Annotated in this window: 25 protein-coding genes and 1 other RNA gene; 15 read left to right on the top strand and 11 right to left on the bottom strand. The window is 67.9% G+C overall.

Going from position 1 to position 20,245, the window contains the following annotated elements; all coding sequences use genetic code 11:
- Window positions 1–30: 30 nt before the first annotated feature.
- The 4 genes from aroA (at window position 31) to ABFY20_RS08385 (ending at window position 3,911) form a co-directional block, all read left to right on the top strand.
- Window positions 31–1,404 (top strand): 3-phosphoshikimate 1-carboxyvinyltransferase, encoded by a 1,374-nt coding sequence (gene aroA / locus ABFY20_RS08400; protein ID WP_368499479.1) that lies wholly within the window; start codon window positions 31–33, stop codon window positions 1,402–1,404.
- Window positions 1,405–1,428: 24 nt separating this feature from the next.
- Window positions 1,429–2,472, top strand: a complete 1,044-nt coding sequence (gene rsgA, locus ABFY20_RS08395) for a ribosome small subunit-dependent GTPase A (RefSeq protein WP_368499478.1) — start codon at window positions 1,429–1,431, stop codon at window positions 2,470–2,472.
- Between the two features lie 20 nt (window positions 2,473–2,492).
- Window positions 2,493–3,317 (top strand): inositol monophosphatase, encoded by an 825-nt coding sequence (locus ABFY20_RS08390; RefSeq protein WP_368499477.1) that lies wholly within the window; start codon window positions 2,493–2,495, stop codon window positions 3,315–3,317.
- An 87-nt stretch (window positions 3,318–3,404) separates the two neighbouring features.
- The gene (locus ABFY20_RS08385) at window positions 3,405–3,911 is read left to right on the top strand and encodes a septum formation family protein (protein WP_368499476.1); all 507 of its coding nucleotides are present in this window, start codon (window positions 3,405–3,407) and stop codon (window positions 3,909–3,911) included.
- A 52-nt stretch (window positions 3,912–3,963) separates the two neighbouring features.
- Here ABFY20_RS08385 and ABFY20_RS08380 read toward each other — a convergent pair whose 3' ends face one another.
- Window positions 3,964–4,764, bottom strand: a complete 801-nt coding sequence (locus ABFY20_RS08380) for an META domain-containing protein (protein WP_368499475.1) — start codon at window positions 4,762–4,764, stop codon at window positions 3,964–3,966.
- Between the two features lie 132 nt (window positions 4,765–4,896).
- Here ABFY20_RS08380 and ABFY20_RS08375 point away from each other — a divergent pair, with 132 nt between their 5' ends.
- The 4 genes from ABFY20_RS08375 to ABFY20_RS08360 all read left to right on the top strand — a co-directional run bounded on the left by ABFY20_RS08375 (window position 4,897) and on the right by ABFY20_RS08360 (window position 7,874).
- Window positions 4,897–5,556 (top strand): histidine phosphatase family protein, encoded by a 660-nt coding sequence (locus ABFY20_RS08375; protein ID WP_368499474.1) that lies wholly within the window; start codon window positions 4,897–4,899, stop codon window positions 5,554–5,556.
- 402 nt (window positions 5,557–5,958) lie between these two features.
- Complete coding sequence (locus ABFY20_RS08370) at window positions 5,959–6,165, top strand: hypothetical protein (RefSeq protein WP_368499473.1); 207 nt, start codon at window positions 5,959–5,961, stop codon at window positions 6,163–6,165.
- A 188-nt stretch (window positions 6,166–6,353) separates the two neighbouring features.
- Window positions 6,354–7,517, top strand: a complete 1,164-nt coding sequence (locus ABFY20_RS08365) for an MFS transporter (RefSeq protein ID WP_368499472.1) — start codon at window positions 6,354–6,356, stop codon at window positions 7,515–7,517.
- Window positions 7,518–7,679: 162 nt separating this feature from the next.
- Complete coding sequence (locus ABFY20_RS08360; RefSeq protein ID WP_368499471.1) at window positions 7,680–7,874, top strand: hypothetical protein; 195 nt, start codon at window positions 7,680–7,682, stop codon at window positions 7,872–7,874.
- Between the two features lie 317 nt (window positions 7,875–8,191).
- Here ABFY20_RS08360 and ABFY20_RS08355 read toward each other — a convergent pair whose 3' ends face one another.
- Window positions 8,192–8,452: a hypothetical protein gene (locus tag ABFY20_RS08355; RefSeq protein WP_368499470.1), complete on the bottom strand. Its 261-nt coding sequence runs from the start codon at window positions 8,450–8,452 to the stop codon at window positions 8,192–8,194.
- Between ABFY20_RS08355 and ABFY20_RS08350 the strand changes: the two genes are divergently transcribed.
- From ABFY20_RS08350 to ABFY20_RS08340, 3 genes are all read left to right on the top strand, one after another.
- Window positions 8,451–8,597, top strand: coding sequence for a hypothetical protein (locus ABFY20_RS08350; RefSeq protein WP_368499469.1), 147 nt, complete (start codon window positions 8,451–8,453; stop codon window positions 8,595–8,597). The two genes, ABFY20_RS08355 and ABFY20_RS08350, sit on opposite strands and share 2 nt — an antisense overlap.
- On the top strand, window positions 8,597–8,902 hold the full coding sequence (locus tag ABFY20_RS08345) for a hypothetical protein (RefSeq protein ID WP_368499468.1): 306 nt from the start codon (window positions 8,597–8,599) through the stop codon (window positions 8,900–8,902). Before ABFY20_RS08350 ends, ABFY20_RS08345 begins: the two co-directional genes overlap by 1 nt.
- A 202-nt stretch (window positions 8,903–9,104) precedes the next feature.
- Window positions 9,105–9,488 carry a hypothetical protein gene (locus ABFY20_RS08340; protein ID WP_368499467.1) on the top strand — a complete coding sequence of 128 codons (384 nt, stop codon included), beginning with the start codon at window positions 9,105–9,107 and terminating at the stop codon, window positions 9,486–9,488.
- A 596-nt stretch (window positions 9,489–10,084) separates the two neighbouring features.
- Here ABFY20_RS08340 and ABFY20_RS08335 read toward each other — a convergent pair.
- Together ABFY20_RS08335 and ABFY20_RS08330 are read right to left on the bottom strand one after the other, a co-directional pair.
- Window positions 10,085–10,408: a hypothetical protein gene (locus ABFY20_RS08335; protein WP_368499466.1), complete on the bottom strand. Its 324-nt coding sequence runs from the start codon at window positions 10,406–10,408 to the stop codon at window positions 10,085–10,087.
- 133 nt (window positions 10,409–10,541) lie between these two features.
- Window positions 10,542–11,375, bottom strand: coding sequence for a hypothetical protein (locus ABFY20_RS08330; protein ID WP_368499465.1), 834 nt, complete (start codon window positions 11,373–11,375; stop codon window positions 10,542–10,544).
- Window positions 11,376–11,457: 82 nt separating this feature from the next.
- Between ABFY20_RS08330 and ABFY20_RS08325 the strand changes: the two genes are divergently transcribed.
- Window positions 11,458–11,706, top strand: a complete 249-nt coding sequence (locus tag ABFY20_RS08325; protein ID WP_368499464.1) for a DUF3263 domain-containing protein — start codon at window positions 11,458–11,460, stop codon at window positions 11,704–11,706.
- A gap of 497 nt (window positions 11,707–12,203) precedes the next feature.
- On the top strand, window positions 12,204–12,392 hold the full coding sequence (locus ABFY20_RS08320; protein ID WP_368499463.1) for a helix-turn-helix transcriptional regulator: 189 nt from the start codon (window positions 12,204–12,206) through the stop codon (window positions 12,390–12,392).
- A gap of 278 nt (window positions 12,393–12,670) precedes the next feature.
- Here ABFY20_RS08320 and ABFY20_RS08315 read toward each other — a convergent pair whose 3' ends face one another.
- From ABFY20_RS08315 to ssrA, 3 genes are all read right to left on the bottom strand, one after another.
- Entirely contained in the window at window positions 12,671–13,108 is a 438-nt protein-coding gene (locus tag ABFY20_RS08315; RefSeq protein ID WP_368499462.1) for a hypothetical protein, read from the bottom strand.
- A gap of 188 nt (window positions 13,109–13,296) precedes the next feature.
- Entirely contained in the window at window positions 13,297–13,842 is a 546-nt protein-coding gene (locus ABFY20_RS08310) for a hypothetical protein (RefSeq protein WP_368499461.1), read from the bottom strand.
- A 415-nt stretch (window positions 13,843–14,257) separates the two neighbouring features.
- Window positions 14,258–14,656: a transfer-messenger RNA gene (gene ssrA, locus ABFY20_RS08305) on the bottom strand.
- Between the two features lie 129 nt (window positions 14,657–14,785).
- On the opposite strand from ssrA, the gene ABFY20_RS08300 reads away from it, so the two are divergent.
- Both ABFY20_RS08300 and ABFY20_RS08295 read left to right on the top strand, forming a co-directional pair.
- Complete coding sequence (locus tag ABFY20_RS08300; protein WP_368499460.1) at window positions 14,786–15,508, top strand: SIMPL domain-containing protein; 723 nt, start codon at window positions 14,786–14,788, stop codon at window positions 15,506–15,508.
- Entirely contained in the window at window positions 15,508–16,413 is a 906-nt protein-coding gene (locus tag ABFY20_RS08295; protein WP_368499459.1) for an SDR family NAD(P)-dependent oxidoreductase, read from the top strand. The genes ABFY20_RS08300 and ABFY20_RS08295 overlap by 1 nt, the downstream gene beginning before the upstream one ends.
- Window positions 16,414–16,440: 27 nt before the next feature.
- On the opposite strand, the gene smpB is transcribed toward ABFY20_RS08295, so the two are convergent.
- From smpB to prfB, 4 genes are all read right to left on the bottom strand, one after another.
- A complete protein-coding gene (gene smpB, locus ABFY20_RS08290) occupies window positions 16,441–16,917 on the bottom strand; it encodes an SsrA-binding protein SmpB (protein WP_368499458.1) in 477 nt (158 codons plus the stop codon).
- Window positions 16,918–16,976: 59 nt separating this feature from the next.
- Window positions 16,977–17,891 carry a permease-like cell division protein FtsX gene (ftsX, locus tag ABFY20_RS08285; protein ID WP_368499457.1) on the bottom strand — a complete coding sequence of 305 codons (915 nt, stop codon included), beginning with the start codon at window positions 17,889–17,891 and terminating at the stop codon, window positions 16,977–16,979.
- Window positions 17,888–19,003: a cell division ATP-binding protein FtsE gene (gene ftsE, locus ABFY20_RS08280; protein ID WP_368499456.1), complete on the bottom strand. Its 1,116-nt coding sequence runs from the start codon at window positions 19,001–19,003 to the stop codon at window positions 17,888–17,890. Before ftsE ends, ftsX begins: the two co-directional genes overlap by 4 nt.
- Before the next feature lie 113 nt (window positions 19,004–19,116).
- Window positions 19,117–20,223: a peptide chain release factor 2 gene (gene prfB, locus ABFY20_RS08275; protein WP_368499455.1), complete on the bottom strand. Its 1,107-nt coding sequence runs from the start codon at window positions 20,221–20,223 to the stop codon at window positions 19,117–19,119.
- Between the last annotated feature and the right edge of the window lie 22 nt (window positions 20,224–20,245).

The following is a 20,245-nucleotide window of genomic DNA, read 5'->3' as shown; positions in this document are numbered from 1 at the left end:
GTTTTCGGGAGCGGACTATCCTCATAACCGATGCCTGTTCAGAGATATTCCGCGCCGCAGTTCAACCCCTACGGCGACGACGCGCCGGTGGAGCGCGAGGAGCACTGGGCCGCGCCGCGGGCGACGGCCCCGCTCGACGCCGTCGTGTCGTTGCCCGGCTCGAAGTCGCTGACCAACCGCGAGCTCGTGCTCTCGGCCCTCGCCGCCGAGCCCTCGGTGCTGCGCTCGCCCCTGCACTCGCGCGACTCCGAGCTCATGGTGGAGGCATTGCGCTCGCTCGGCACCACCGTGGAGGCCCTCCCCTGTGCGGGACCTTTCGGCCCCGACCTCGCCGTCAGCCCCGCCGCAGAACTCCTCGGCAGCACCACGATCGACTGCGGCCTCGCCGGCACCGTCATGCGCTTCCTCCCCCCGGTCGCCGCGCTGGCGCTCGGCCCCACCACCTTCGACGGCGACGAGGGGGCGCGCCGCCGCCCGATGGCGACCACCATCAGCTCGCTCCGCGCCCTCGGCGTCGACATCGGCGACGACCGGCGCGCCGCGCTCCCGTTCACGGTGCACGGCACCGGGCGCGTGACCGGCGGGTCGCTCACCATCGACGCCTCCGCCTCGAGCCAGTTCGTCAGCGGGCTGCTGCTGAGCGCCGCACGCTTCGACGAAGGGCTCGAGCTTCGGCATGAGGGCGCCCGCCTGCCGAGCCAGCCGCACATCGATATGACCCTGGCCGCCGTGAGAGCCCGCGGTGTCGAGGCCACGAGCACCGGCGAGGGCGGCTGGTCGGTCGCGCCCGGCGTCATCGCCGGCGCCGAGGTGGCGATCGAGCCCGACCTCTCGAACGCCGCTCCCTTCCTCGCGGCAGCCCTCGTCACGGGCGGTAGCGTCACCATCACGGGGTGGCCCGAGTCGACCACCCAGGTCGGCGCCGATCTCGCCGAACTCCTCCCCCTGTTCGGCGCCACCGTCACGCGCGACGGCGACAGGCTCACCGTCACCGGCAGCCCCGACGGCATCAGGGGCGTCTCCCTCGATCTCAGCACCGGCGGCGAGCTCGCACCGCCGCTGGTGGCCCTCGCCGCGCTCGCGAACGAGCCGAGCGAGATCACCGGCATCGGCCACATCCGTCATCACGAGACCGATCGGCTCGCCGCGCTCGCCACCGAGATCAACAACCTCGGCGGCGAGGTCACCGAACTTCCCGACGGTCTCGCCATCGCCCCCCGCCCGCTGCACGGCGGACTCTGGTCGAGCTACGCCGACCACCGCATGGCGACGGCGGGCGCGATCATCGGGCTCGCGGTCGACGGCGTGCTGATCGAAGACATCGCCACCACCTCGAAGACCCTGCCGCAGTTCCCCGAGCTCTGGCACGGCATGATCGCCGGTCGCGCAGCGGCGGGCGCATGACGGCAGAAGGGTGAGCCCGGCCGCATGAGCTGGTGGAACGACGGCACCGACGACGAAGACGACGACGACTTCGACGAGTCGATGGTGCGCGTGCGCCCCAACCCCAAGGGCAACCGGCCGCGCACCAAGACCCGGCCCGACCATAAAGACGCGGTGCCCGGCCGCATCATGACCGTCGACCGCGGGCGCTTCGCGGTGCTGGTGGGGCAGGACACCGACGACGAGCACGAGATCACCGCCTCGCGCGCCCGCGAGCTCGGTCGCACCCCCATCGTCACGGGCGACTGGGTCGACCTGGTCGGCGACACCACCGGCGAGGCGGGAACCCTCGCCCGGGTCGTAAGGGTTCACGAGCGCAGCACGCTGCTCCGTCGCAGCGCCGACGACTCCGACGCGGTGGAGCGGGTGATCGTGGCGAACGCCGACCAGATGCTCATCGTCGTCGCCGCCGCCAACCCCGAGCCGCGCGCCCGTCTCATCGACCGCTACCTGGTCGCCGCGTTCGACGCGGGAATCGAGCCGGTGCTCTGCGTCACCAAGACCGACCTCGCCGACCCTGCAGCCCTCCTCGCCGAGTTCGCCTGCCTCGACATCCGGGTTGTCACACTCTCCCGCGACGACGTTCCCGTCGACGAGCTCACCGAGCTGCTCGTGGGGCGCACGACGGTGACGGTGGGGCACTCCGGTGTGGGCAAGTCGACCCTGGTCAACGCGTTGGTTCCGGATGCACGGCGCGCGACGGGCGTGGTCAACACCGTCACCGGTCGCGGCCGGCACACCTCCTCCTCCACCGTGTGCCTGCGGCTGCACGCGCCCGACGGCCGCACCGGCTGGATCATCGACACCCCCGGGGTGCGCTCCTTCGGTCTCGGACACGTCGACCCCGAGAACATCCTGCGCTCCTTCGCGGCCACAGCGCACGTGCCGGAGGGCGACCCGCCGGGCGGCATCCCGCTCGCCGAGGCCCACGACTGGGAGATCGTCGACCGCGTGCAGGCGGGAGAGCTCGGCGAGGGCGGCAAGGCACGGCTCGAGTCGCTGCAGAAGCTGCTCGAGAGCACCGCCTGAGCCGCCGGTAGCCTGAAGGGGTGACCCAGAACCACACGGCCGACGCCGATCTCGATCTCGCCCTCCGCCTCGCCGACCTCGCCGACGGCATCTCCCGCTCGCGCTTCCGAGCCTTCGACCTTCACGTCGTGGCCAAGCCCGACCGCACGCCCGTCACCGACGCCGACCGGGCGGTGGAGGAGGCACTCCGGGCCCTCCTCGCCGAGGAGCGCCCGCACGACGGGCTGCTCGGCGAGGAGTTCGGCGAGCGGGCGGGCGACGAGGGCGCGTCGACCAGGCAGTGGATCATCGACCCCATCGACGGCACCGCGAACTACATGCGCGGCGTGCCCGTGTGGGCGACCCTCATCGCACTCGCGGTCGACGGCGCGCCCGTGGTCGGCGTCGTGAGCGCGCCCGCGCTCGGCCGCCGCTGGTGGGCGGCGAAGGGCCTCGGCGCGTTCACCACCGATGCCCTCGACGACCGCACAGATGCGCCGGTGCGGCTGCGCGCATCCGGCATCTCCGAGCTCGCCGACGCCTCGATCAGCTACAACAGCCTCAAGGGATGGGACGAGGCGGGCCGGCTCGACGAGCTCACCGCCCTCTCACGAGCGGTCTGGCGCACCAGGGCGTACGGTGAGATGTGGTCGTACATGATGGTGGCCGAGGGGCAACTCGAGGTCGCCGCCGAGTTCGATCTGCAGCCCTACGACATGGCTGCACTGGTGCCCATCGTCGAGGAGGCCGGGGGCCGGTTCAGCTCCGTCGACGGGGTGCCCGGTGTATGGGCCGGCAGCGCGCTCGCGAGCAACGGTCTGCTTCACGACGCGGTACTCGGGATCGTGGCACAGTCGTCGAATTGACCCGCGTACAGGTGCCCCCCATAATGGTGACACGAGGGGGCTCTCAGCCTCCTCACAGGCACCGATTCCCTACGCACCGGAGTACCCATGACGATCTCAGCCCCCACCCGCATCACCCTCGGAGTCGCCGCAGCACTCGCCCTCGGGCTGACCTTCTCGGGGTGCACCGCGCTGTTCCCGAGCTCGGCCCCGCCCGCCACCGACTCGTCGACGGGTGAGGAGATCGAGCAGACCGACACCGACGTGTTCACCCTCGCCGTCGGCGACTGCATGAACGACACCTCCTCCACCGAGGTCACCGAGGTGCCGATCGTCGACTGCGCCGACGAGCACGACTTCGAGGTGTACTACGACTTCCAGCTCGATGGCACCGACTACCCGGGCGACGAGGCCGTCGACACCGACGCCAACGCCGGGTGCCTCGAGGCCTTCGACGGCTTCGTCGGCATCTCGTACGACGAGTCGCAGTACGACTACACCTACTTCACCCCCACCGAGGGCTCGTGGACCGATGGCGACGACCGCCTTGTCTCGTGCCTCATCGGTGACGCGAACGGCAAGCTCACGGGTTCGCTGAAGGGCGTCGCGCAGTAACCGCAACGTCCGTCATCCCGGCAGCACCCTCAGGCGCCCGGGTCGGCACACCTCAGCCCTCGAGGCGGAGCGTGCCGATCTGGGCGCCTGCCGCATCCACCACCGTCGCCGACGACCCGTCGAAGCTCAGAGCGTTCGCGCGCGACAGCCAGGTGTCGACGCCCTCGCAGGCCTTCTTGGTGCTGGCGAGGCCGCCGAAGGTGACGACGCCGTCGGCCTCCGTCCAGCTGCCGGTGAGGGTGTTGCAGCCGTCGGAACCCGACACCGAGCCGTCGGCGGCGAGGGTGAGGTGCACGTCGACCCCGGCAGGGGTCTCCGCGCGCCAGGTGCCGGCGGCGCCGCCGACGACCGCGCCCGCGTCGTCGCCCGCAGCGGCGCCCTCTGTGGCGTCAGCCGTCGAGTCGTCGGAGGGGACGAGGGTCACGATCGTCGCGCCGTCGCCGTCGGTGAGCAACAACGATCCGTCGTCGATCAGGGCCTTCGACGCCTTCGTCAACGACTTCGGCAACGGTGCGCCCGAGCAGGCCATCAGCGTGCTGAGTCCGGCACTCGTGGTGAGGCCTCCGTCGGAGGAGATCGACCACTCTCCCGAATTGCCGTTGCACCCGTCGGAACCGTTCCAGCTGCCGTCGGCGGCGAAGGTCAGGAACGGCAGCTCGGGCGAGTCGTAGCTCTCGCCGGTCACCCAGGTGCCCACGAGCTGCTCGGCGGTGGCCGGAACGGGGCCCGTCGCGGGGTCGTCTTCCGCGTCGGTGCCCGACGAGGAACCGCCCGCACAGGCGGAGAGCGCCAGCAGCACCGAGAGCCCGAGGGCGGTGGCGCCCGAGACGGCGGACAGTTTGCGGAATCGCATGGTGCTCCTCACCGCGGCCCCCGCACCTCGGGGTGCCGCCCCTACCAGGCTAGCGACCGGTGGTCGTCGCGGGTCGAAGGTTCCCTCCGAATCGTCGAACGCGGCTTCGTCGATCACCGTAGGGTGAGAGGGATGCGACTCCTCCTCATCCGCCACGGCCAGACCATCGACAACGTCAAGGGCGAACTCGGCACCATCGTGCCGGGGCCGGGGCTCACCGCCCTCGGGCGCCGGCAGGCCGAGGCCATACCCACGGCGCTGTCGGCCGAGCGGCTCGACGCGATCGCCGTCTCGACGATGCTCCGCACGCAGGAGACCGCTGCAGCGCTCGCGTCCGCTCGCGGCCTGACCCCCCGCGTGCTCGACGGCCTCCGCGAGATCGACGCGGGCGACCTCGAGGGCCGGTCGGACCACGAGGCGGTCACCACCTACCAGCACACGCTCTACGCCTGGTGGACCGACTTCGGCGCGCGCATCCCCGGCGGCGAGAGCGGCACGGAGTTCGTGGAGAGGTACGACGCGGCGATCGCGGCGCTGTTCGACGAGCATCCGCACGGCACGGTCGCCGTGGTCAGCCACGGCGCCGCCATCCGCACCTGGGCGGCCTGGAACTCCGTCAACGTCGACGCCGAGTTCAGCCGCACCCACGGTCTCGAGAACACCGGCGTCGTCGTGCTGGAGGGCGGGCCCGCTACGGGCTGGCGGGCGCTCTCGTGGCAGCAGACCCCGCTCGGCGGCACGGCCCTCGACGATGCGGCAGCGCCCGATCCGACCGGCGAGCCCGTCGCCTGAGCGCGAGTCGGCCGCGCCACGTCTTCCAGGCTCCTCAGCGTGCGACAGCGACCGTCGTGGAGATGGGGGGGCATTGCGCTCCGAGCTCGCTGATCGCCGCAATGACGCGGATCGCGAGCGGTTCAGTCCGCCCCTAGTCCGCGAGAGTGTCGCGCATCAGCTGCGACAGGGCATCCTTTGCTCGTGAATCCGGGCCGCGGAACCGGGCCGCGTACACGTCGAGGGTCAGGCTGCGGTGCTTGTGCCAAAGCTGCCTTTGAACGGTCGCGGCGTCGCAGCCGGCCGCGATCATCCCTCCCGCTGCGTAGTGGTGCAGGTTGTGGAACTTGGTGTCAACGCCGGCCGCTCGCCGGGTGCGCGTCCACTCAGCCGGTACCCACGGCGGCGCCACTGAACCTCTGCATGGCCCACCTCGCAGAGGCCGCCCACTTCTTCCGCAGCATCGATACCACCGAGCGCGCACCCCACACATGCGACACCTGCCAGGAGACGACCTCCTTTGACCTGCCCCTGGGCGGGACCGAATGCGCGTACTGCGGACAGCGAACCGACGATGCCCGCGGGGAGCTTGTGCTCACCGATCGCGAGCGCGAGCAACTTTCTTTCTGAATCCGCTTGACAGCCCCACGATGTCGTCCCCTAGCTTCGAAACTACGCACTACTGCACCACCGGATGAGCCGCACGAGCGGGCCCGGTGGTTTCGCACTTCTGGGGCGTCAATCACGTCTTCCGCCGATCTGTTCCGGCAGGAGGCCGCGAGGTGCGGCGAGGGGCCGCGAACTCATACAGTGGTCGGATGTCGATGAACCCCGTGCGCAGCCGAGCGATAAGGACATCGGCGACGCTGCTGAGTGGGCCTGTCGAACTGCTCGACTTTCTCGTTCCGCTGTGGGCGGGAGCGATGCTTGGGCTCGGAGCCCCTGTGATCGGATGGCTGGTGGCCGCAGAGCTTGTCGTGTCGGTGCTCGTGCGACCTCTCGCCGGCTATCTTGCTGATACACGACCGCGGTCCCGGGTTGCGGCGGTCGGAGCCTTCGTCTTCAGCCTCAGTTGCTTGATCTACGCAGGAGCGAGTACACCCGCAATGGCGTTCGTTGCGGCAGTCCTCGGCGGGATCGCAGGCCCGCTGTTCTGGATCTCCCTACGCGCGATTGCCGCCGAGTATCTCGCAGACAACTCGGGAACGTTCGCGGGACTCATGTCCGCAGAGGCTCTCGGATCATGGATCTTCTGGGGGCCAGCGATGGTCCTTCTCGGGGCCTTCGGATACTCGGCAGTCTTCATCGGACTCGCCGTTGCGGCGGTCGCCGCCGGCGCACGCTTGATGCTCACCCCCAAGGAACCGCTCGTCGTGCGAGCGGAGCTCGTCGGCGGAATCCGTGAACATGTCCGCCGACTCGCACCTTTGATGACGATCGGAGGCTTCGTCACTGCAGCCGAGGCTGGTGTGGGGCTGGCGCTTCTGCTGCAGCTGCAAGCTGCTGGTCTTGAGGTCTGGCAAATCGCTCTGGTCTACCTGCCAGGCGGTATCGCGCTCACCGTTCTTCCGCGCCCCCTTCACGCTGTCGTTGAGCGATGGGGTCGTAAACCCGCCTACGTCGCTGCTTCTCTCGCGACTGCTGTGAGCACGGCTGCGCTGGCCTTCTCGCCGCCGGTGATCCTCATAGCCGCACTGTGGATCATCATGTCCGCCTCACTCGCGGTCCTCTACCCGCTGCAGAAGACCCTCGTCTCGGAGGCAAGCGGCGACCGGGTCGCCCGCGGGATGAGCCTGCAGGCGAACGCGGACACGATCGGTGCGGCAGTCGGAGTGGTCGCTGTGGGCGCCATCGTCGCCGACGGCCGGTGGGCACCCGCATTCATCGCCTGTGCCATCATCATCTTGTGCGGCGCGGCCCTAGCTCCCTGGGTCATTGATCGCACCGGCCAGGAGTACCGAAAAGAGGCAGCGAGGGGCTGAACGCCCCTCGAAGTGGTGGTCAGACCAGTCGATGACACGTCGGCGCCCGGCGGCTTCCCTATCGAGGAGTGATGGGCGCAGCACTTCACCCAGTTCGCCTGACCCGCGGCACGGCGGCCGGAACGGCACCCACGTCACCGCACCGTCAGATTCAGCACAAGGTTGAGGATCGCGGACCCGAGCCCGACCAGGGCGACGACGACCATCGACCACCTCATCCGGCTGCGCAGCCCGGCCCGCCCCGTTGGATACCTCCTCAGCCCCGGCCTCGTCACCACGAACACGCAGACCAGCGTCACCGCGAGCAACGGCAGCGTGAACCACATCATGATCGGACTCCTCGGCGCGTCACGTTGACGCCGAAGAGCAGTCCCCACGCGCTCAACGCCAGCCAAAGAATTGCGGACACCCCGAAAGGCAGGGGCACCGGCCCAGCGTGACCCCAGAACGGCTGAGACGCCAGAAGCCAACCGGCCATACCAAGCAGAGGTGGTAGGGGCAGAAGAACAAGGAGCGCACACCACCGAGGCGTGCCCGTCCTGACCGGCGCGAGCCGGTCCAACCAATCGCCCCTTCGCGAAGTCACAGCGACCACCTTGCCGGAAGCGCGACCAGCATGATGACGACGAAGATCGCCAGCGCGATGATGACGAGCACGGCCCGCGACGCCCGGTTCACTCGCGCTCACCGGCGGCTGCGACGTCGGTCTCGGCCACCTCCCGGCGCTCCAATTCAGCCCGCCACAATTGACGAGCCTGCACAGCGTGCACCAACCCGATCACAGCCCACATTGCCGCCAGGAGCCACCGGGCGGCGATCCAATTTGAGTCGGAACCCCAAAGCAGGTTGACGACCGCGCTTCCAAGCGCGATGAATCCATACCCGATTGCGATGAGCCGCATGCTCTTCCAGAGCGCCCGCTTCCGTTCCCCCATGCGTGCACCCTACGACGGAAAAGACACGATGAGACCCCTGCCCGTGCTCATCGTCTGCGTGACGCTCGCAAAGCTCGCCGTGCTCACCGCCCTGTACTCGCTGCGCCTCTCACCCGCCGACCCAGGCCCCCTCAAGGACGACTGATGGTGGCGAAGCGCGCACGCGACGGCAAGGGACACCGCGCCTACCGCCGTGCCCAAGCCGCGTTGAAGAAGCGCACCCGCGCCGAGCAGCTGCCCTGCGGTCACCAGTCACCGTCCAGGTGGGGATGCGGTGAACAGATCGACACCACCCTCGGCTCGAAGGACGCCATGTCCTTCACCGCCGACCACGACATCGTGCTCGGCAATGGGGGCCGCCTCGTCGGTCAGGCGCTCGTGCCCATGCACCGGCGCTGCAACAGCATGAAGAACGACCACGCCACCGTTGAAATCTGGACCGCAACCTAGAGAGCTGCACTATCTTCAACCCATGAGCGTGTGCGGATGCTGCCGTCTTACCCCCGTCTCCGGAAGCCAGAGGGATCATGACGATCATCGCCCGCTGCTGTGCGAGCCATGTCGGGAAACTGAGCACAAGCAACATTCGGGGAGGCGTGACGAGGATCACAAGGTGCGGTGGCGTGAGCACCACGAAAGAATCGTCGCTCAAATGTCCTCTACCATCCAGGACCTGCGCGTCAAACTCGAGGACCCCGATGCCCGCGTGAACGACGCCGAAAGCCGGGCAGCATCCGCACTTCGAAGTCGCGACCGGGTCCTCGGTTTAGCCTCTTATGTCGAGGAGCTTCATCACTCAGCGGGTGCCGACCTTTGCACATGTGGCAAGAAGCAGATCGCGTGTTCCGAGTACAAAGCTATGTACGTGATGCGAGAAGCTATCGCCCAGTGGGAACGTCGCAACAAAGACCGCATGCGACGAGGTCAGGCACATGACCTCCCGCGCGACCATACCCTCGCGGAACCGGACCGCGCACCGCTCTGGCGCGGCCCTCAGTCGCTAGAAGACGAGTACCGGCAAGCCCGACGCAGCTGAGAAAAATTTAGCAAGTTCGATCTGCTGCCCACCTCCCACATCCATCTACGTGTGAGTGACGACCCCGCTGTCGGCGACTCCGGCGAAAATTACCCTCGTGATCGCCCCGCTGGATGACCCGGAGGCCCCATTCTCGCGATCGGAGCCGGAAGCTCCTGGGTGGGTTGTCTCCATGTCCGGGTATGTGGCGGTGGCAGAAACAGTTGCGCCGGTGGAGCCGGGATCGACCACCGTGTTCTGGTTCAGCTATTCTCTGCCGGCCGCCGCTGTTCTGACGAGTAGCACAGTGCAGTATCCCGGCTACCCTGACGTGGAGCTGACAGCGATCTCTGCTGGCGGGGTCTAAGTCTCAGCCTGCTTTCCTTCGCTCCGTCTCTCACCAGGCGTGAGACTCCTCGTAGTTCGTGGCGCATTCGTCGGAACAGAACCGGTCGCCGGAGAACCTTTTCGCGCCGGGCAGATGCCTGCCGCACTGACGGCACCGTAGCCCGAAGAAGAGGCCGAGGTATCGGGCGAGCCTGGCTGCGGGAGTCATTGCTCCTATTCGGAGCGGTCGCCTGCAGCGACTGGTTTGGGCGGAGCCGGATAAGGGGGCTTCACCACCGAAGAGCATCGCGAAGTACAGTGGCCGCAGGTGGGGATCGCAGCTTACCCCACGCGCCCTTCGGTAGGAGGTTCAGCGCGAGCCGGATGCGCCCCGCAGGCACCGTGTAGCCGACGGCGCGATCGGCTGCCTCCCGCGTGCGGAACCGGCCGATCAGGCGACGCTCCGCTGGGTCGATGTCGAAGGTCACGACACGGTAGTGCTCGACCTCGGTACCGGGGTGCATCCGTCGCACGAGCGCGGCAGGCGCGCAGGGGTCGTTCCGGACCAGCGTCGACTCGTGCTCACCGATGCGGATGCGGCCGGTGCCGATCATGCTGCGCTCCCTCGTGGTGGAGCGCGCCGGCCCGCGCAGCATCGATCGTAAACAGCCCCACCGGCGACACGCCAAACGCGCGAATGCCCTCGACCAGCGCCTCATGCTGGCCGAGGGCATTCTCTGTTTTCTGCTACGGCTTGACGAACACGTCGTCGGCCAGGATCCCCGGACGCACGCGCACGAGAGCTGTCTCACCGTCAGGCACGGCGAAAGCCGCAGAGCCGGTGGCGGAGGCTCCGTTGAACAGCTCATCGAGGCTGATCGAGTCGTTCAGTGAGACGATGGTGTCGTAGCTGTTGATCACGTTTCCTGCACTGGTTACCATGTCGACGCCGACCTCGGCGGCGATGCTCGAGTCCTCGCCAGTGTAGGTGACCGTGTAGTTCACGATCTCGTAGTGAGACCCCGCTGGGGCAGTGTCGTTGAACTGATTCGCTTCAGCGACGACTGCGTTGCCGTCGGCGTTCACGGAGTTGATGACGACCGTCCAGTCCTCCGACGCGATCGTTGCGCCAACAGCGACAGGATTATCGCGGCTGCCAGCTTCGCCCGCAGCGTCTTCGGCCTCGGCGTGCTCTTCGGCGGGCGCCTCAGCCGCTCCGGTCGACTCTTCGATGACGACCGTGTCGTCGCTGAAAGCGTCGTTGAACGATGCGGCCACGACTGCAAAGAAGACTACGAATGCGACGATCGTGCCGACGATAGAGATGATGAGGCCTGCGATGCCGAGGCCCTTCCCACGGCCCTTCAGGAACAGAGACACGAGCGAGAGAACGAACGCGATCGGGAGAAGGACCCAGCCGACGATGAGCGCGCCAGGGATGCAGGCGAAGATGAACCCGACGACGGCGACGATCAGAGCGATGAGGGCTAGGACGTTCCGGTTGGCTGGCGGCGGCGGCGCGAGAGGCGCTCCGGGCTGTGGGGGTGGGGTGTATGCGGGAGGTTGCTGTGAGTACGTCATGAACGAATGATGGCAGACAGGTGTCGATGGGGCGAGTACCAGTGGTGGTATCTGTGGCGGTGGGTGCTGGAATGATCCCGGCATGCTTACCGACAACGACCGCATCATTCTGGACTTCGAACGCAGATGGATCGACCGCCCCGAGGGCGCCCGAGAGAAGGCCATCCGCCGCACCTTCGGATGGAGTCACGCCCGATACCTGCAGCGACTCAACCAGCTGCTCGACACCCAGGCCATCGCGGCGGACCCGCAGCTCGTGTATCGGTTATGCGGGCGCATCGAGGCCCGGAGAGCGACGGAGGTCCGGCGCCTGCTGGACCGCTCGACGTGACCGAGCCGACGCGATACCTGTCGCCCGAGCAGGTGTGCGAGCTCGTTCCTGGGATGACGACGAAGCGCCTCGCAAATCTCCGCGGAGCTGGTCGTGGGCCGCGCTACTACAAGCCGACGGCAAAGACTGTCGTGTATGCGCTGGACGACGTCAATCGGTGGGTGGCTGCTTCCGTTCTCTGAGACTCAGCAGTCACCGTAGTCACGTGAGCATCGAGCAGATCATCCGAGCCATCGTCCGAGAAGAGCTGCAGCTCATAATCAGTCGCTTCCCCGCGGCGCCAGCACCGCCACCGCGTCCTTCACGCGACCCACACCGGCACACCGTTACCGCGGCTGCCGAGTATGCACGTAAGCACCCGGTTACCATCCGCAACGCGCTCCGCTCTGGCACCCTGCACGGAGGGCAAGCCCGCAGAGGCGGCACCTGGAGGATAGTGCGCCAGTGCCTCGATAGGAGATGTCAGGGCAGGCTTGCGATCACATGTCAGCGCGCCCATGAGACGAATGATGTCGCCCGACGAGCTCGCCGAGTATGTCGGGGTTGCGAAGCAGACGCTCGCGAACTGGCGCGTCATGAAGGTCGGCCCCACCTTGTTCAAGATCGGCCGACTCGTCCGCTACTGGGAGGCCGACGTCGACCAATGGCTCGCCTCCGGAGGGGGTGCTACATCGGAGTCCGAGTGACCTCGACCTGACCCGACCGCATGCAGGTGTCGACCTCGTCCTCCGCGTACCGGACCAGGCGCCCGATCCGCGAGAACGGAAGATGTAGCCGCTTCAAGCGCCAGTCTCGAAGCATCCCGACCGGTATACCTGTCATCTCCGAGGATTGCCGCTCGGTCAGCCAGCGAGTGACCATCACGAGTCCAGCATGGACAGACTGGCCGGGGGGGTGGGCAACCCGTCGCGTTGGCGTCTGAACGTGGGTTCGAGACGCCCCGAAACCCGGCCGAGAACGACCTTTAGCGCCGTGTGGTGGAGTCGCGGACCTCGGCGAGCACGGCACTGACGGCAAGCTGCACCTCGAGCGCGTCGCGCTTGTAGCGCGGCATCTCAGGGTCTGCCATAGCGGCGCGTAGCTTGTTGTCGTCGCCGATCTTCTCGGCCCACAGCTTGGGCAGACGGTCGGGTGCGAGTGGCCCGGTGAGGGTGAGCGCTTCGATGCCCATCCTGGCCGACTCGTCAACGTCGGCCGAGCCGCCGCGGTTCATGTTCTCCGAGAGCTTCACGAGCGCGTCGAGCTCGAACATGAGGTGCGCCTGACGCAACGCTTCGCGGCGGTCGTCAGCGGCGATGTCGCGGGTGTTCTTCCGGTCTTTGGCGGAGATGACGAGGGCGATGATGGCGGCGCCCACAGCGGCGATTACGGCCGCGGCCTGGATGATGTCGGAGAAGGTCATTTGAGTCAGCCCCCCGTGATCATCTTCGCCACGGTGTCGCTGTCTGCGATTAACCCGAGGGTGTAGCCAACTGGACTGGCGACGGGTACGAGTCGCGCTGCGAGGGCCCGCATCTTGTCGATGGGGCCGGCGGGTTGCTCGTTCGCTTCTGCGTTGTTCGCGAATGTGAGCAGAACGCCGATCAACTCCTAGATGTGGCGCAGTAGATCGACGTCTCCGTATGAGTCTGCGTCTTCCAGCAGATTCCGGATCGACAGGATGAGGCGCCGGACATAGGCAGAGCTGGGTCCGTCGAGGGGCAGCTCACCGCTGTCCAGTAGCTCGTCAAGGTCGTCGAGGACGGACCCGATGTCGAGCTTCGCTTTCTCAGGGACCGTCACGCCTGAGAAACCTACGTCGTCTATGTTGTCGGCGAGGCCCGCGATCTGATTGATGGCCCACTGGGGGATCAGCTCGACCTTCTGTCCGCCGTGGTTCCATTGAACGTCTGGGGCGAAGATGCATCGGAAGGCCGCCACCATCGCTTCTCGATAGTGTCCGACGGGCCGGCCGGCAGACTCGCGCGCTTCGAGGATCTGATCTACCTCCGCTACGAGCCGTAGAGCTCGTGCTTGGCCTCGCCAGAACTGCACGTCGCCGGGGTCTACGCCGTCGCGGGTTGGGTAGATGCCGGACACACCCCACAGCCGGTAAGCGGAGAGGATATGGACGAGCTCGCGCGCTGGATTCCCCATCCTGGGAGCGTATCGGCGGCATCGGGCAGACGACCCGATCGAAGTCGTACTTTCGCTTCATGGTCGTGTGAGAATCGTGCAGCGCCCCCTCGCAATGGCAAGATGCCAGCTGCACGGCCCGTAGAGGCCCCTCGTCGGCCCGCGGGCCTTTCCGCTGTTCTGAGACGTGCACGGGGCGCAGAGCGGCTGGGAGGGGTGTCTGGCGGACGGACGCCCTCGCCCCGCGGGTGTGCGTGCGACGCACACCCACTCCCTGGTAGCAAACATGGGGCGGGCGGATGGCGAGCATCCCCGCTTAGTCCGCAGGTAGTCCGGGCGAACGCCAATGTGGTACGCATCTCGCCAACTCCCCACAACGCACAGATCGGCGGAATGACGGGAGACTCACGCTCCTCAGCGTGCGACAGCGGACCGTGGGTGGAGATGGGGGGAATTGAACCCCCGTCCATCGCTGTGATCCCACGTCTTCTACGGGTGTAGCCTGTGCAGGCGTTCTGCTCGGCCCCGACCCTTGCCACAGGCAGCCAGGTCGACGGGCCCAGTCACAGTAAGAGTCCCGCGTGACCCTGAGACACGATCACGCAGCAAGCTCTCTAGCTGATGCCGGAACCCGGGTAGAGAGCATTCCCGGACCGACAGTTCCTAGGTGCTAGGTAAGGGGACCTTACGCCGCGAGGGCGAAGGCGGCCTTCTTAGCCGGAACAGTGCTGTTGGAATTGGCACTTATAGGTTGCGGAGGGCGTTAACGAGATAACCCCGCATCCTCGACCCGCTTCTCGTCGTTTCGCAGGCGATGTCGAAACCGATCATCCCCGTGCTGGGTCGCTGTCGCACGCTGTGGAGTTGTCAACCGCTTCTCGCGACGAACCCGTTCTGAAGCAGCCCTCAAGTCTACGACAGCGACAGCCCTCCAGTCCACTCCCGATGGAATATCGTGGAAGCCATGCCAGACACGATCATCACCGTCTCCGGGTCGAACGAGCAGCGCCACAACCCCGAGCTCGCGGTGGTGCGCATCGGGGTGGGCTTCGAGGGCTCGAAGCGCGACAGCGTGCTGGCTGCCACCCGCGCCGCCCACGAATCGCTCACCGGCTCGCTCGAGAGCCTCCGCGACGAAGACCACGGGCCCGTGCGGGTCTGGCACTCCGAAGACATCAGGGTGTGGGGCCAGCGCCCGTGGAGTCAGGACGGCACGCGTCTCCCGGTCGAGTTCCACAGCGCCGTCTTCGTCGACGCCGAGTTCGACGATTTCGAGGCGCTCTCGGAGTGGATCGACGTGGTGGCCGTGCGCGAGGGCATCGCCGTCGACGGCATCACGTGGTCGCTCGCCCCAGAGACCGACGCCGTGGTGCGGGCCGAGGCCCGTCGCGCCGCGGTGGCCGACGCCGTCGCGAAGGCGGAGGACTACGCCGCAGCGCTCGGGCTCGACGAGATCTCGCCCGTGTCGATCGCCGACGCGGGCCTGCTCGACGACACGGGGTCGAGCGGCGGAGCACCCGCGCCCCGCGCCATGGCACTCATGGCCAAGAGTGCGCCGACCCCCGGCGGCATGGAACTGCGCCCGGCGGCGATCGTGGTGGAGGCGGTGGTGCACGCCCGCTTCGCGGCGGCCCGCGCAACGACCGAGTCCTCCACGAGTGCCGACGCCACCACGGCGAGCGAGTGATGACCACTCCCGTCCACATCGTCACGGGCGGCACCGGGGGCCTCGGCTACTGGGCCGCCGAGCAGCTCGCGGCCGCGGGCGCCTCCGTGGTCATCGCCGCCCGCTCCGAAGCCCGGGGCGAAGCAGCCCTCGCGAGCATCCGGCGGCACACACCGGGCGCCGAGGTCTCCTTCGTGCACCTCGACCTCGCCGACCAGTCCTCCGTCGCCCGGGCGGCCGAGGAGCTCTCCGCCCTCCCCCGCATCGATTCGCTACTGGCCAACGCCGGCGTGCTCTCGACGAAGGGCAGACACGAGACCGTCGACGGCTTCGAGACGATGATGGGCACCAACCTGCTCGGTCACGCAGCCCTGATCGGCCGGATGCTCCCCGCACTCTCCGCGCAGCCCGCGGCCCGCGTGGTGAGCCTCGGCAGCATCAGCCACGAGTTCTTCCGCCTCGACCTCGACGATCTGCAGTCCGAACGGGGACGGTTCCGCGAGTTCCGCAGCTACGGCCGCTCGAAGCTGGCTGTGATGACCTTCGCGTTCGAGCTCGACCGGCGCCTGCGCGCGGCGGGCTCCCGGGTGTCGAGCCTGGTGGCGCATCCGGGGTTCGCCGTCGACGAGCTCGCCCCCGGCCGCGACATCCTGCCTCGCCCGAAGACGGGGAACGCCGTGAGCCGCGCGGCATTCCGCACGATCGGCCAGGGAAAGGATGCGGGGGCGCTCCCCCTCGTCGCAGCGGTCACCGACCCGCAAGCGGCGGGCGGCCAGTACTGGGGGCCGAGTGGCTGGCGGCAGCTCAAGGGCTCCCCCACCATCGTCTCCGCCAAGGACTACGCACGCGACCCGGCCGTCGGCGCAGAGCTCTGGGCGCGCGTCGAGAGCCTCACCGGCGTGCGGTTCGCCCTCGGTCCGGCCTGAACGGGGGTGACCTGGCCCCGCCCCGGCTCAGTCGCCGAGGTTGCGCCGGCTCGCCATGGCGCGGTCGGCCTCGCGCTTGTCCTGCCGCTCGCGCAGGGCGTGACGCTTGTCGTACTCGCGCTTGCCCTTCGCCACCGCGAGTTCGACCTTCGCGCGCCCGTCGCTGAAGTAGAGCGACAGCGGAACCAGGGTGTAGCCGCCCTCTTTGGTCTTGTTGTGGATCTTGAGGATCTGCTCCTTGTGGAGCAGCAGCTTGCGCTTGCGCCGCGGCGGGTGGTTGTTCCAGGTGCCCTGGTTGTACTCCGGGATGTGCACGGCATCGAGCCACGCCTCTCCCCCGTCGATGAAGGCATAGCCGTCGACGAGCGATGCGCGCCCGGCCCGCAGGGATTTCACCTCGGTTCCGGTGAGCACGAGGCCGGCCTCGTAGGTGTCTTCGATCGTGTAGTCGTGACGCGCCTTGCGGTTGGTCGCGACGGTGGTCTGTCCGCGTTCGCGTGGCATGGCGCCCCTTAGGTCGAGTGAGAGAAGATGAGCCGCTCCGAAGGAGGCAGCCCACCATTCTAGACCTTGAGGTACCTCGTGATGGCGAACTTCGCCGAGAACGCCGCGAGCACCGCGCCGAGCACGACGAGTATCGGCACCACGAGGAGCGCGTCGCCGAGGTTCACGAACGAGGTGAACGGCAGCGACGGCACCAGGAAGTCGCGCACGAAGAACTTCACGATAGCCACGATGGCGAGCCCCGCCAGCACCGAGCCGATGAGCGAGGCGATGATGCCCTCGAGGATGAACGGGGTCTGGATGAACCGGTTGGACGCGCCCACCAGCCGCATGATGCCGAGCTCCCTCCTGCGGGAGAATGCGGAGAGCCTGATGGTGGTGGCGATGAGCAGCACCGCGGCCACGAGCATGAGGGCGGCGATGCCGATGGCCGTGTAGCTCGCGGCGTTCAGGATGGAGAAGATCTGCTCGAGGTAGCTGCGCTGGTCGGTCACGCTCTCCACCCCGGCGAGGCCGGAGAGGCTCTCGACCAGCACGTCGGACTGCGTGGGGTCGACCAGGTTCACCCAGTAGGTCTGGTTGAGCAGGTCGGCGGTGACGTAGTCGGTGACGGGGTTGCCGGCGAACTGCTGCTGGAAGTTCTCGAACGCCTGCTCGTGGTCTTCGAAGTAGTACTGCTCGATGAACGGCGCCAGGGTGGGCGAGTCGAGTTGCGCCATCACGGCGTCGATCTGGTCTTGGGACGCCTCTCCCCCGGCGCAGTTGTCGCCGCCGGAGGTCGCCGTGCACATGTAGATGGCCACCTGCGCCTTGTCGTACCAGAAGCTCTTCATCTGGTCGATCTGCATCTGAAGCAGGATGGCGACACCCACGAAGGTGAGGGAGATGAACGTGACGAGCACGACGGAGACGACCATCGAGACGTTGCGTCGGAGGCCGGTGCCGACCTCGCCGAGGATGAGTGCGAATCTCACGTCGTGGGCCCCACGTTCTGGTCGTTCGAGGAGGAGCCGCTGCTTCCGGGCGCGCGCAGCCCGAGCTTCTCGGCCAGCGACAGCGACTCGGTCGCGGGGTCGCCCGGCTCGGGAGCGGTCGGGGTGAGCGGCATCGGCGGCACGACTCCGGTGTGCTGGGGGGCCGCGGGAGCGGCCTGCGGCGCCGCGGGGGGCACCGTCGGGTTCTGCGAGGTCACGGGGGCGGTGGGCATCTGCGGAACGGTGCCCGTGGCAGCGGGGGCGGCGGGGGCGGAGGCCGCTGCGGCGGCCGTCTGCGTCGACCCACCCGCCGGCGCGCCCACCGGCTGAGGGGCCGGATGCGGCTGCGCCGGCCCCGCCCGGCGCACGAGCCCTTCGGCGAGTGCGATCTCGGCGGTGAGCCCGGAGTCCTGGAGGGCGATCTCGGCGGTCATGCCGTAGCCGCCCTGGTCTTCGTCGCGCACGATCTGGCCGGTGACCAGCTCGATCACACGGCGCTTCATGTGGTCGACGATGGCGTTGTCGTGGGTGGCCATGACCACCGTGGTGCCGCCGGCGTTGATGCGCTCGAGCACCGTCATGATGCCGGCGCTGGTCGACGGGTCGAGGTTGCCCGTCGGCTCGTCGGCGAGCAGGATGGCGGGCTTGTTCACCACGGCGCGGGCGATCGCCACGCGCTGCTGCTCGCCGCCGGAGAGCTCGTTGGGGAGGCGGTTCGCCTTCTCGGCGAGGCCCACCATCTGCAGCACGTCGGGCACCGCTTCCTGGATGAAGCCCTTCGACTTGCCGATGACCTGGAGGGTGAACGCGACGTTGTCGAAGACGTTCTTGCCGGGGAGGAGGCGGAAGTCCTGGAAGACCACACCGAGGTTGCGCCTGAAGTAGGGCACCTTGCGGTTGGAGATGGCCCCGAGGTCTTGCCCGAGCACGTGGATGTTGCCGCTCGTGGGCTTGTCCTCCTTGAGGATCAGCCTCAGGAAGCTCGACTTGCCGGAGCCCGACGCCCCCACGAGGAAGACGAACTCACCACGGAGGATCTCGAGGTCGATCGCGTTCAGCGCCGGCCTCTTGGTGCCCCGGTAGGTCTTGGTTACACGGTCAAAGCGAATCATGTCGTGACGACTTTAGGCAGACGCATCCGGAATCGACGCCGCGACTCGCTGGGGTGCCGGATTCATAGGATTCACATGTTCGCGGGGAGCCGCGGCGCCCCCGCCCGCGGCGATCAGTCGTGCTTTTGCTTGCGCCACCGGATGCCGGCGTTGATGAAGCCGTCCAGGTCGCCGTCGAACACGGCGGAGGGGTTGTTGACCTCGAACTCGGTGCGGAGGTCCTTGACCATCTGGTAGGGCGCCAGCACGTAGCTGCGCATCTGGTCGCCCCAGCTGGCGGTGATGTTGCCCGCGAGCTCCTTCTTCTGGGCGGCCTCCTGCTCGCGCTGGATGAGCATGAGGCGCGACTGCAGCACCCGCATCGCCGCGGCGCGGTTCTGGATCTGGCTCTTCTCGTTCTGCATCGAGACCACGGTTCCGGTGGGGAGGTGGGTGATGCGCACCGCGGAGTCGGTCGTGTTCACCGACTGGCCACCGGGGCCGGAGGAGCGGAAGACGTCGACCCTGATGTCGCTCTCGGGGATCTCGATGACGGCGGCCTCCTCCATCAGCGGGATGACCTCGACCGCGGCGAAGCTGGTCTGACGCTTGCCCGCCGCGCCGAACGGGCTCATGCGCACCAGGCGGTGGGTGCCCGCCTCGACACCCAGGGTGCCGAAGGCGTAGGGGGCGTCGATCTCGAAGGTCGCCGACTTGATGCCGGCCTCTTCGGCGTAGCTCGTGTCCATGACGGTGGAGGAGTAGCCGTGCTTCTCGGCCCAGCGCAGGTACATGCGCATGAGCATCTCGGCGAAGTCTGCGGCGTCGACGCCGCCGGCGCCGGCACGGATGGTGACCACAGCGGGTCGCGCGTCGAACTCGCCGTTCAGCAGCGTCTGCACCTCGAGGTCGCCGAGCACCTTCTGGATGGCGGCGAGCTCGACCCGTGCCTCCTCTGCGCTGTCTTCGTCGCCCGCCTCGTTGGCGAGCTCGATCAGCACCTCGAGGTCGTCGAGCCTGGTCTGGATGCTCTCGATCTTCGCCAGCTCCCCCTGCCGATGACTGAGAGCACTGGTGACCTGCTGCGCCTTCGCCGTGTCGTCCCAGAGATCGGGCGCCCCCGCCTCCTCGCTCAGCCGGGCGATCTCCGCGGTGAGGGCGTCGACGTCGACGACGGTGCGGATGTCGTGGAAGGTGCTGCGCAGGGCGGCGATCTGTTCGGAGAGGTCGAGTTCAAGCATCGTGCGGCAAGTCTATCGAGTG

The organism is Herbiconiux sp. A18JL235, from assembly GCF_040939305.1.
GTDB lineage: Bacteria > Actinomycetota > Actinomycetes > Actinomycetales > Microbacteriaceae > Herbiconiux.
Note: the sequence above shows the minus strand (reverse complement) of the source record. Positions and strands in the feature narration are given on the sequence as shown.

Coding starts and splice junctions, on each gene's coding strand:
- ABFY20_RS08365 (WP_368499472.1), top strand. CDS start 6,354: ATGTCGATGAACCCCGTGCGCAGCCGAGCGATAAGGACATCGGCGACG.
- ABFY20_RS08370 (WP_368499473.1), top strand. CDS start 5,959: ATGGCCCACCTCGCAGAGGCCGCCCACTTCTTCCGCAGCATCGATACC.
- ftsE (WP_368499456.1), bottom strand. CDS start 19,003: ATGATTCGCTTTGACCGTGTAACCAAGACCTACCGGGGCACCAAGAGG.
- ABFY20_RS08330 (WP_368499465.1), bottom strand. CDS start 11,375: ATGACGTACTCACAGCAACCTCCCGCATACACCCCACCCCCACAGCCC.
- aroA (WP_368499479.1), top strand. CDS start 31: ATGCCTGTTCAGAGATATTCCGCGCCGCAGTTCAACCCCTACGGCGAC.
- prfB (WP_368499455.1), bottom strand. CDS start 20,223: ATGCTTGAACTCGACCTCTCCGAACAGATCGCCGCCCTGCGCAGCACC.
- ABFY20_RS08310 (WP_368499461.1), bottom strand. CDS start 13,842: ATGGGGAATCCAGCGCGCGAGCTCGTCCATATCCTCTCCGCTTACCGG.
- ABFY20_RS08350 (WP_368499469.1), top strand. CDS start 8,451: ATGCGTGCACCCTACGACGGAAAAGACACGATGAGACCCCTGCCCGTG.
- ABFY20_RS08380 (WP_368499475.1), bottom strand. CDS start 4,764: ATGCGATTCCGCAAACTGTCCGCCGTCTCGGGCGCCACCGCCCTCGGG.
- ABFY20_RS08355 (WP_368499470.1), bottom strand. CDS start 8,452: ATGGGGGAACGGAAGCGGGCGCTCTGGAAGAGCATGCGGCTCATCGCA.
- rsgA (WP_368499478.1), top strand. CDS start 1,429: ATGAGCTGGTGGAACGACGGCACCGACGACGAAGACGACGACGACTTC.
- ABFY20_RS08295 (WP_368499459.1), top strand. CDS start 15,508: ATGACCACTCCCGTCCACATCGTCACGGGCGGCACCGGGGGCCTCGGC.
- ABFY20_RS08375 (WP_368499474.1), top strand. CDS start 4,897: ATGCGACTCCTCCTCATCCGCCACGGCCAGACCATCGACAACGTCAAG.
- ABFY20_RS08385 (WP_368499476.1), top strand. CDS start 3,405: ATGACGATCTCAGCCCCCACCCGCATCACCCTCGGAGTCGCCGCAGCA.
- ABFY20_RS08300 (WP_368499460.1), top strand. CDS start 14,786: ATGCCAGACACGATCATCACCGTCTCCGGGTCGAACGAGCAGCGCCAC.
- ABFY20_RS08315 (WP_368499462.1), bottom strand. CDS start 13,108: ATGACCTTCTCCGACATCATCCAGGCCGCGGCCGTAATCGCCGCTGTG.
- ABFY20_RS08345 (WP_368499468.1), top strand. CDS start 8,597: ATGGTGGCGAAGCGCGCACGCGACGGCAAGGGACACCGCGCCTACCGC.
- ABFY20_RS08320 (WP_368499463.1), top strand. CDS start 12,204: ATGAGACGAATGATGTCGCCCGACGAGCTCGCCGAGTATGTCGGGGTT.
- smpB (WP_368499458.1), bottom strand. CDS start 16,917: ATGCCACGCGAACGCGGACAGACCACCGTCGCGACCAACCGCAAGGCG.
- ABFY20_RS08325 (WP_368499464.1), top strand. CDS start 11,458: ATGCTTACCGACAACGACCGCATCATTCTGGACTTCGAACGCAGATGG.
- ABFY20_RS08335 (WP_368499466.1), bottom strand. CDS start 10,408: ATGATCGGCACCGGCCGCATCCGCATCGGTGAGCACGAGTCGACGCTG.
- ABFY20_RS08340 (WP_368499467.1), top strand. CDS start 9,105: ATGTCCTCTACCATCCAGGACCTGCGCGTCAAACTCGAGGACCCCGAT.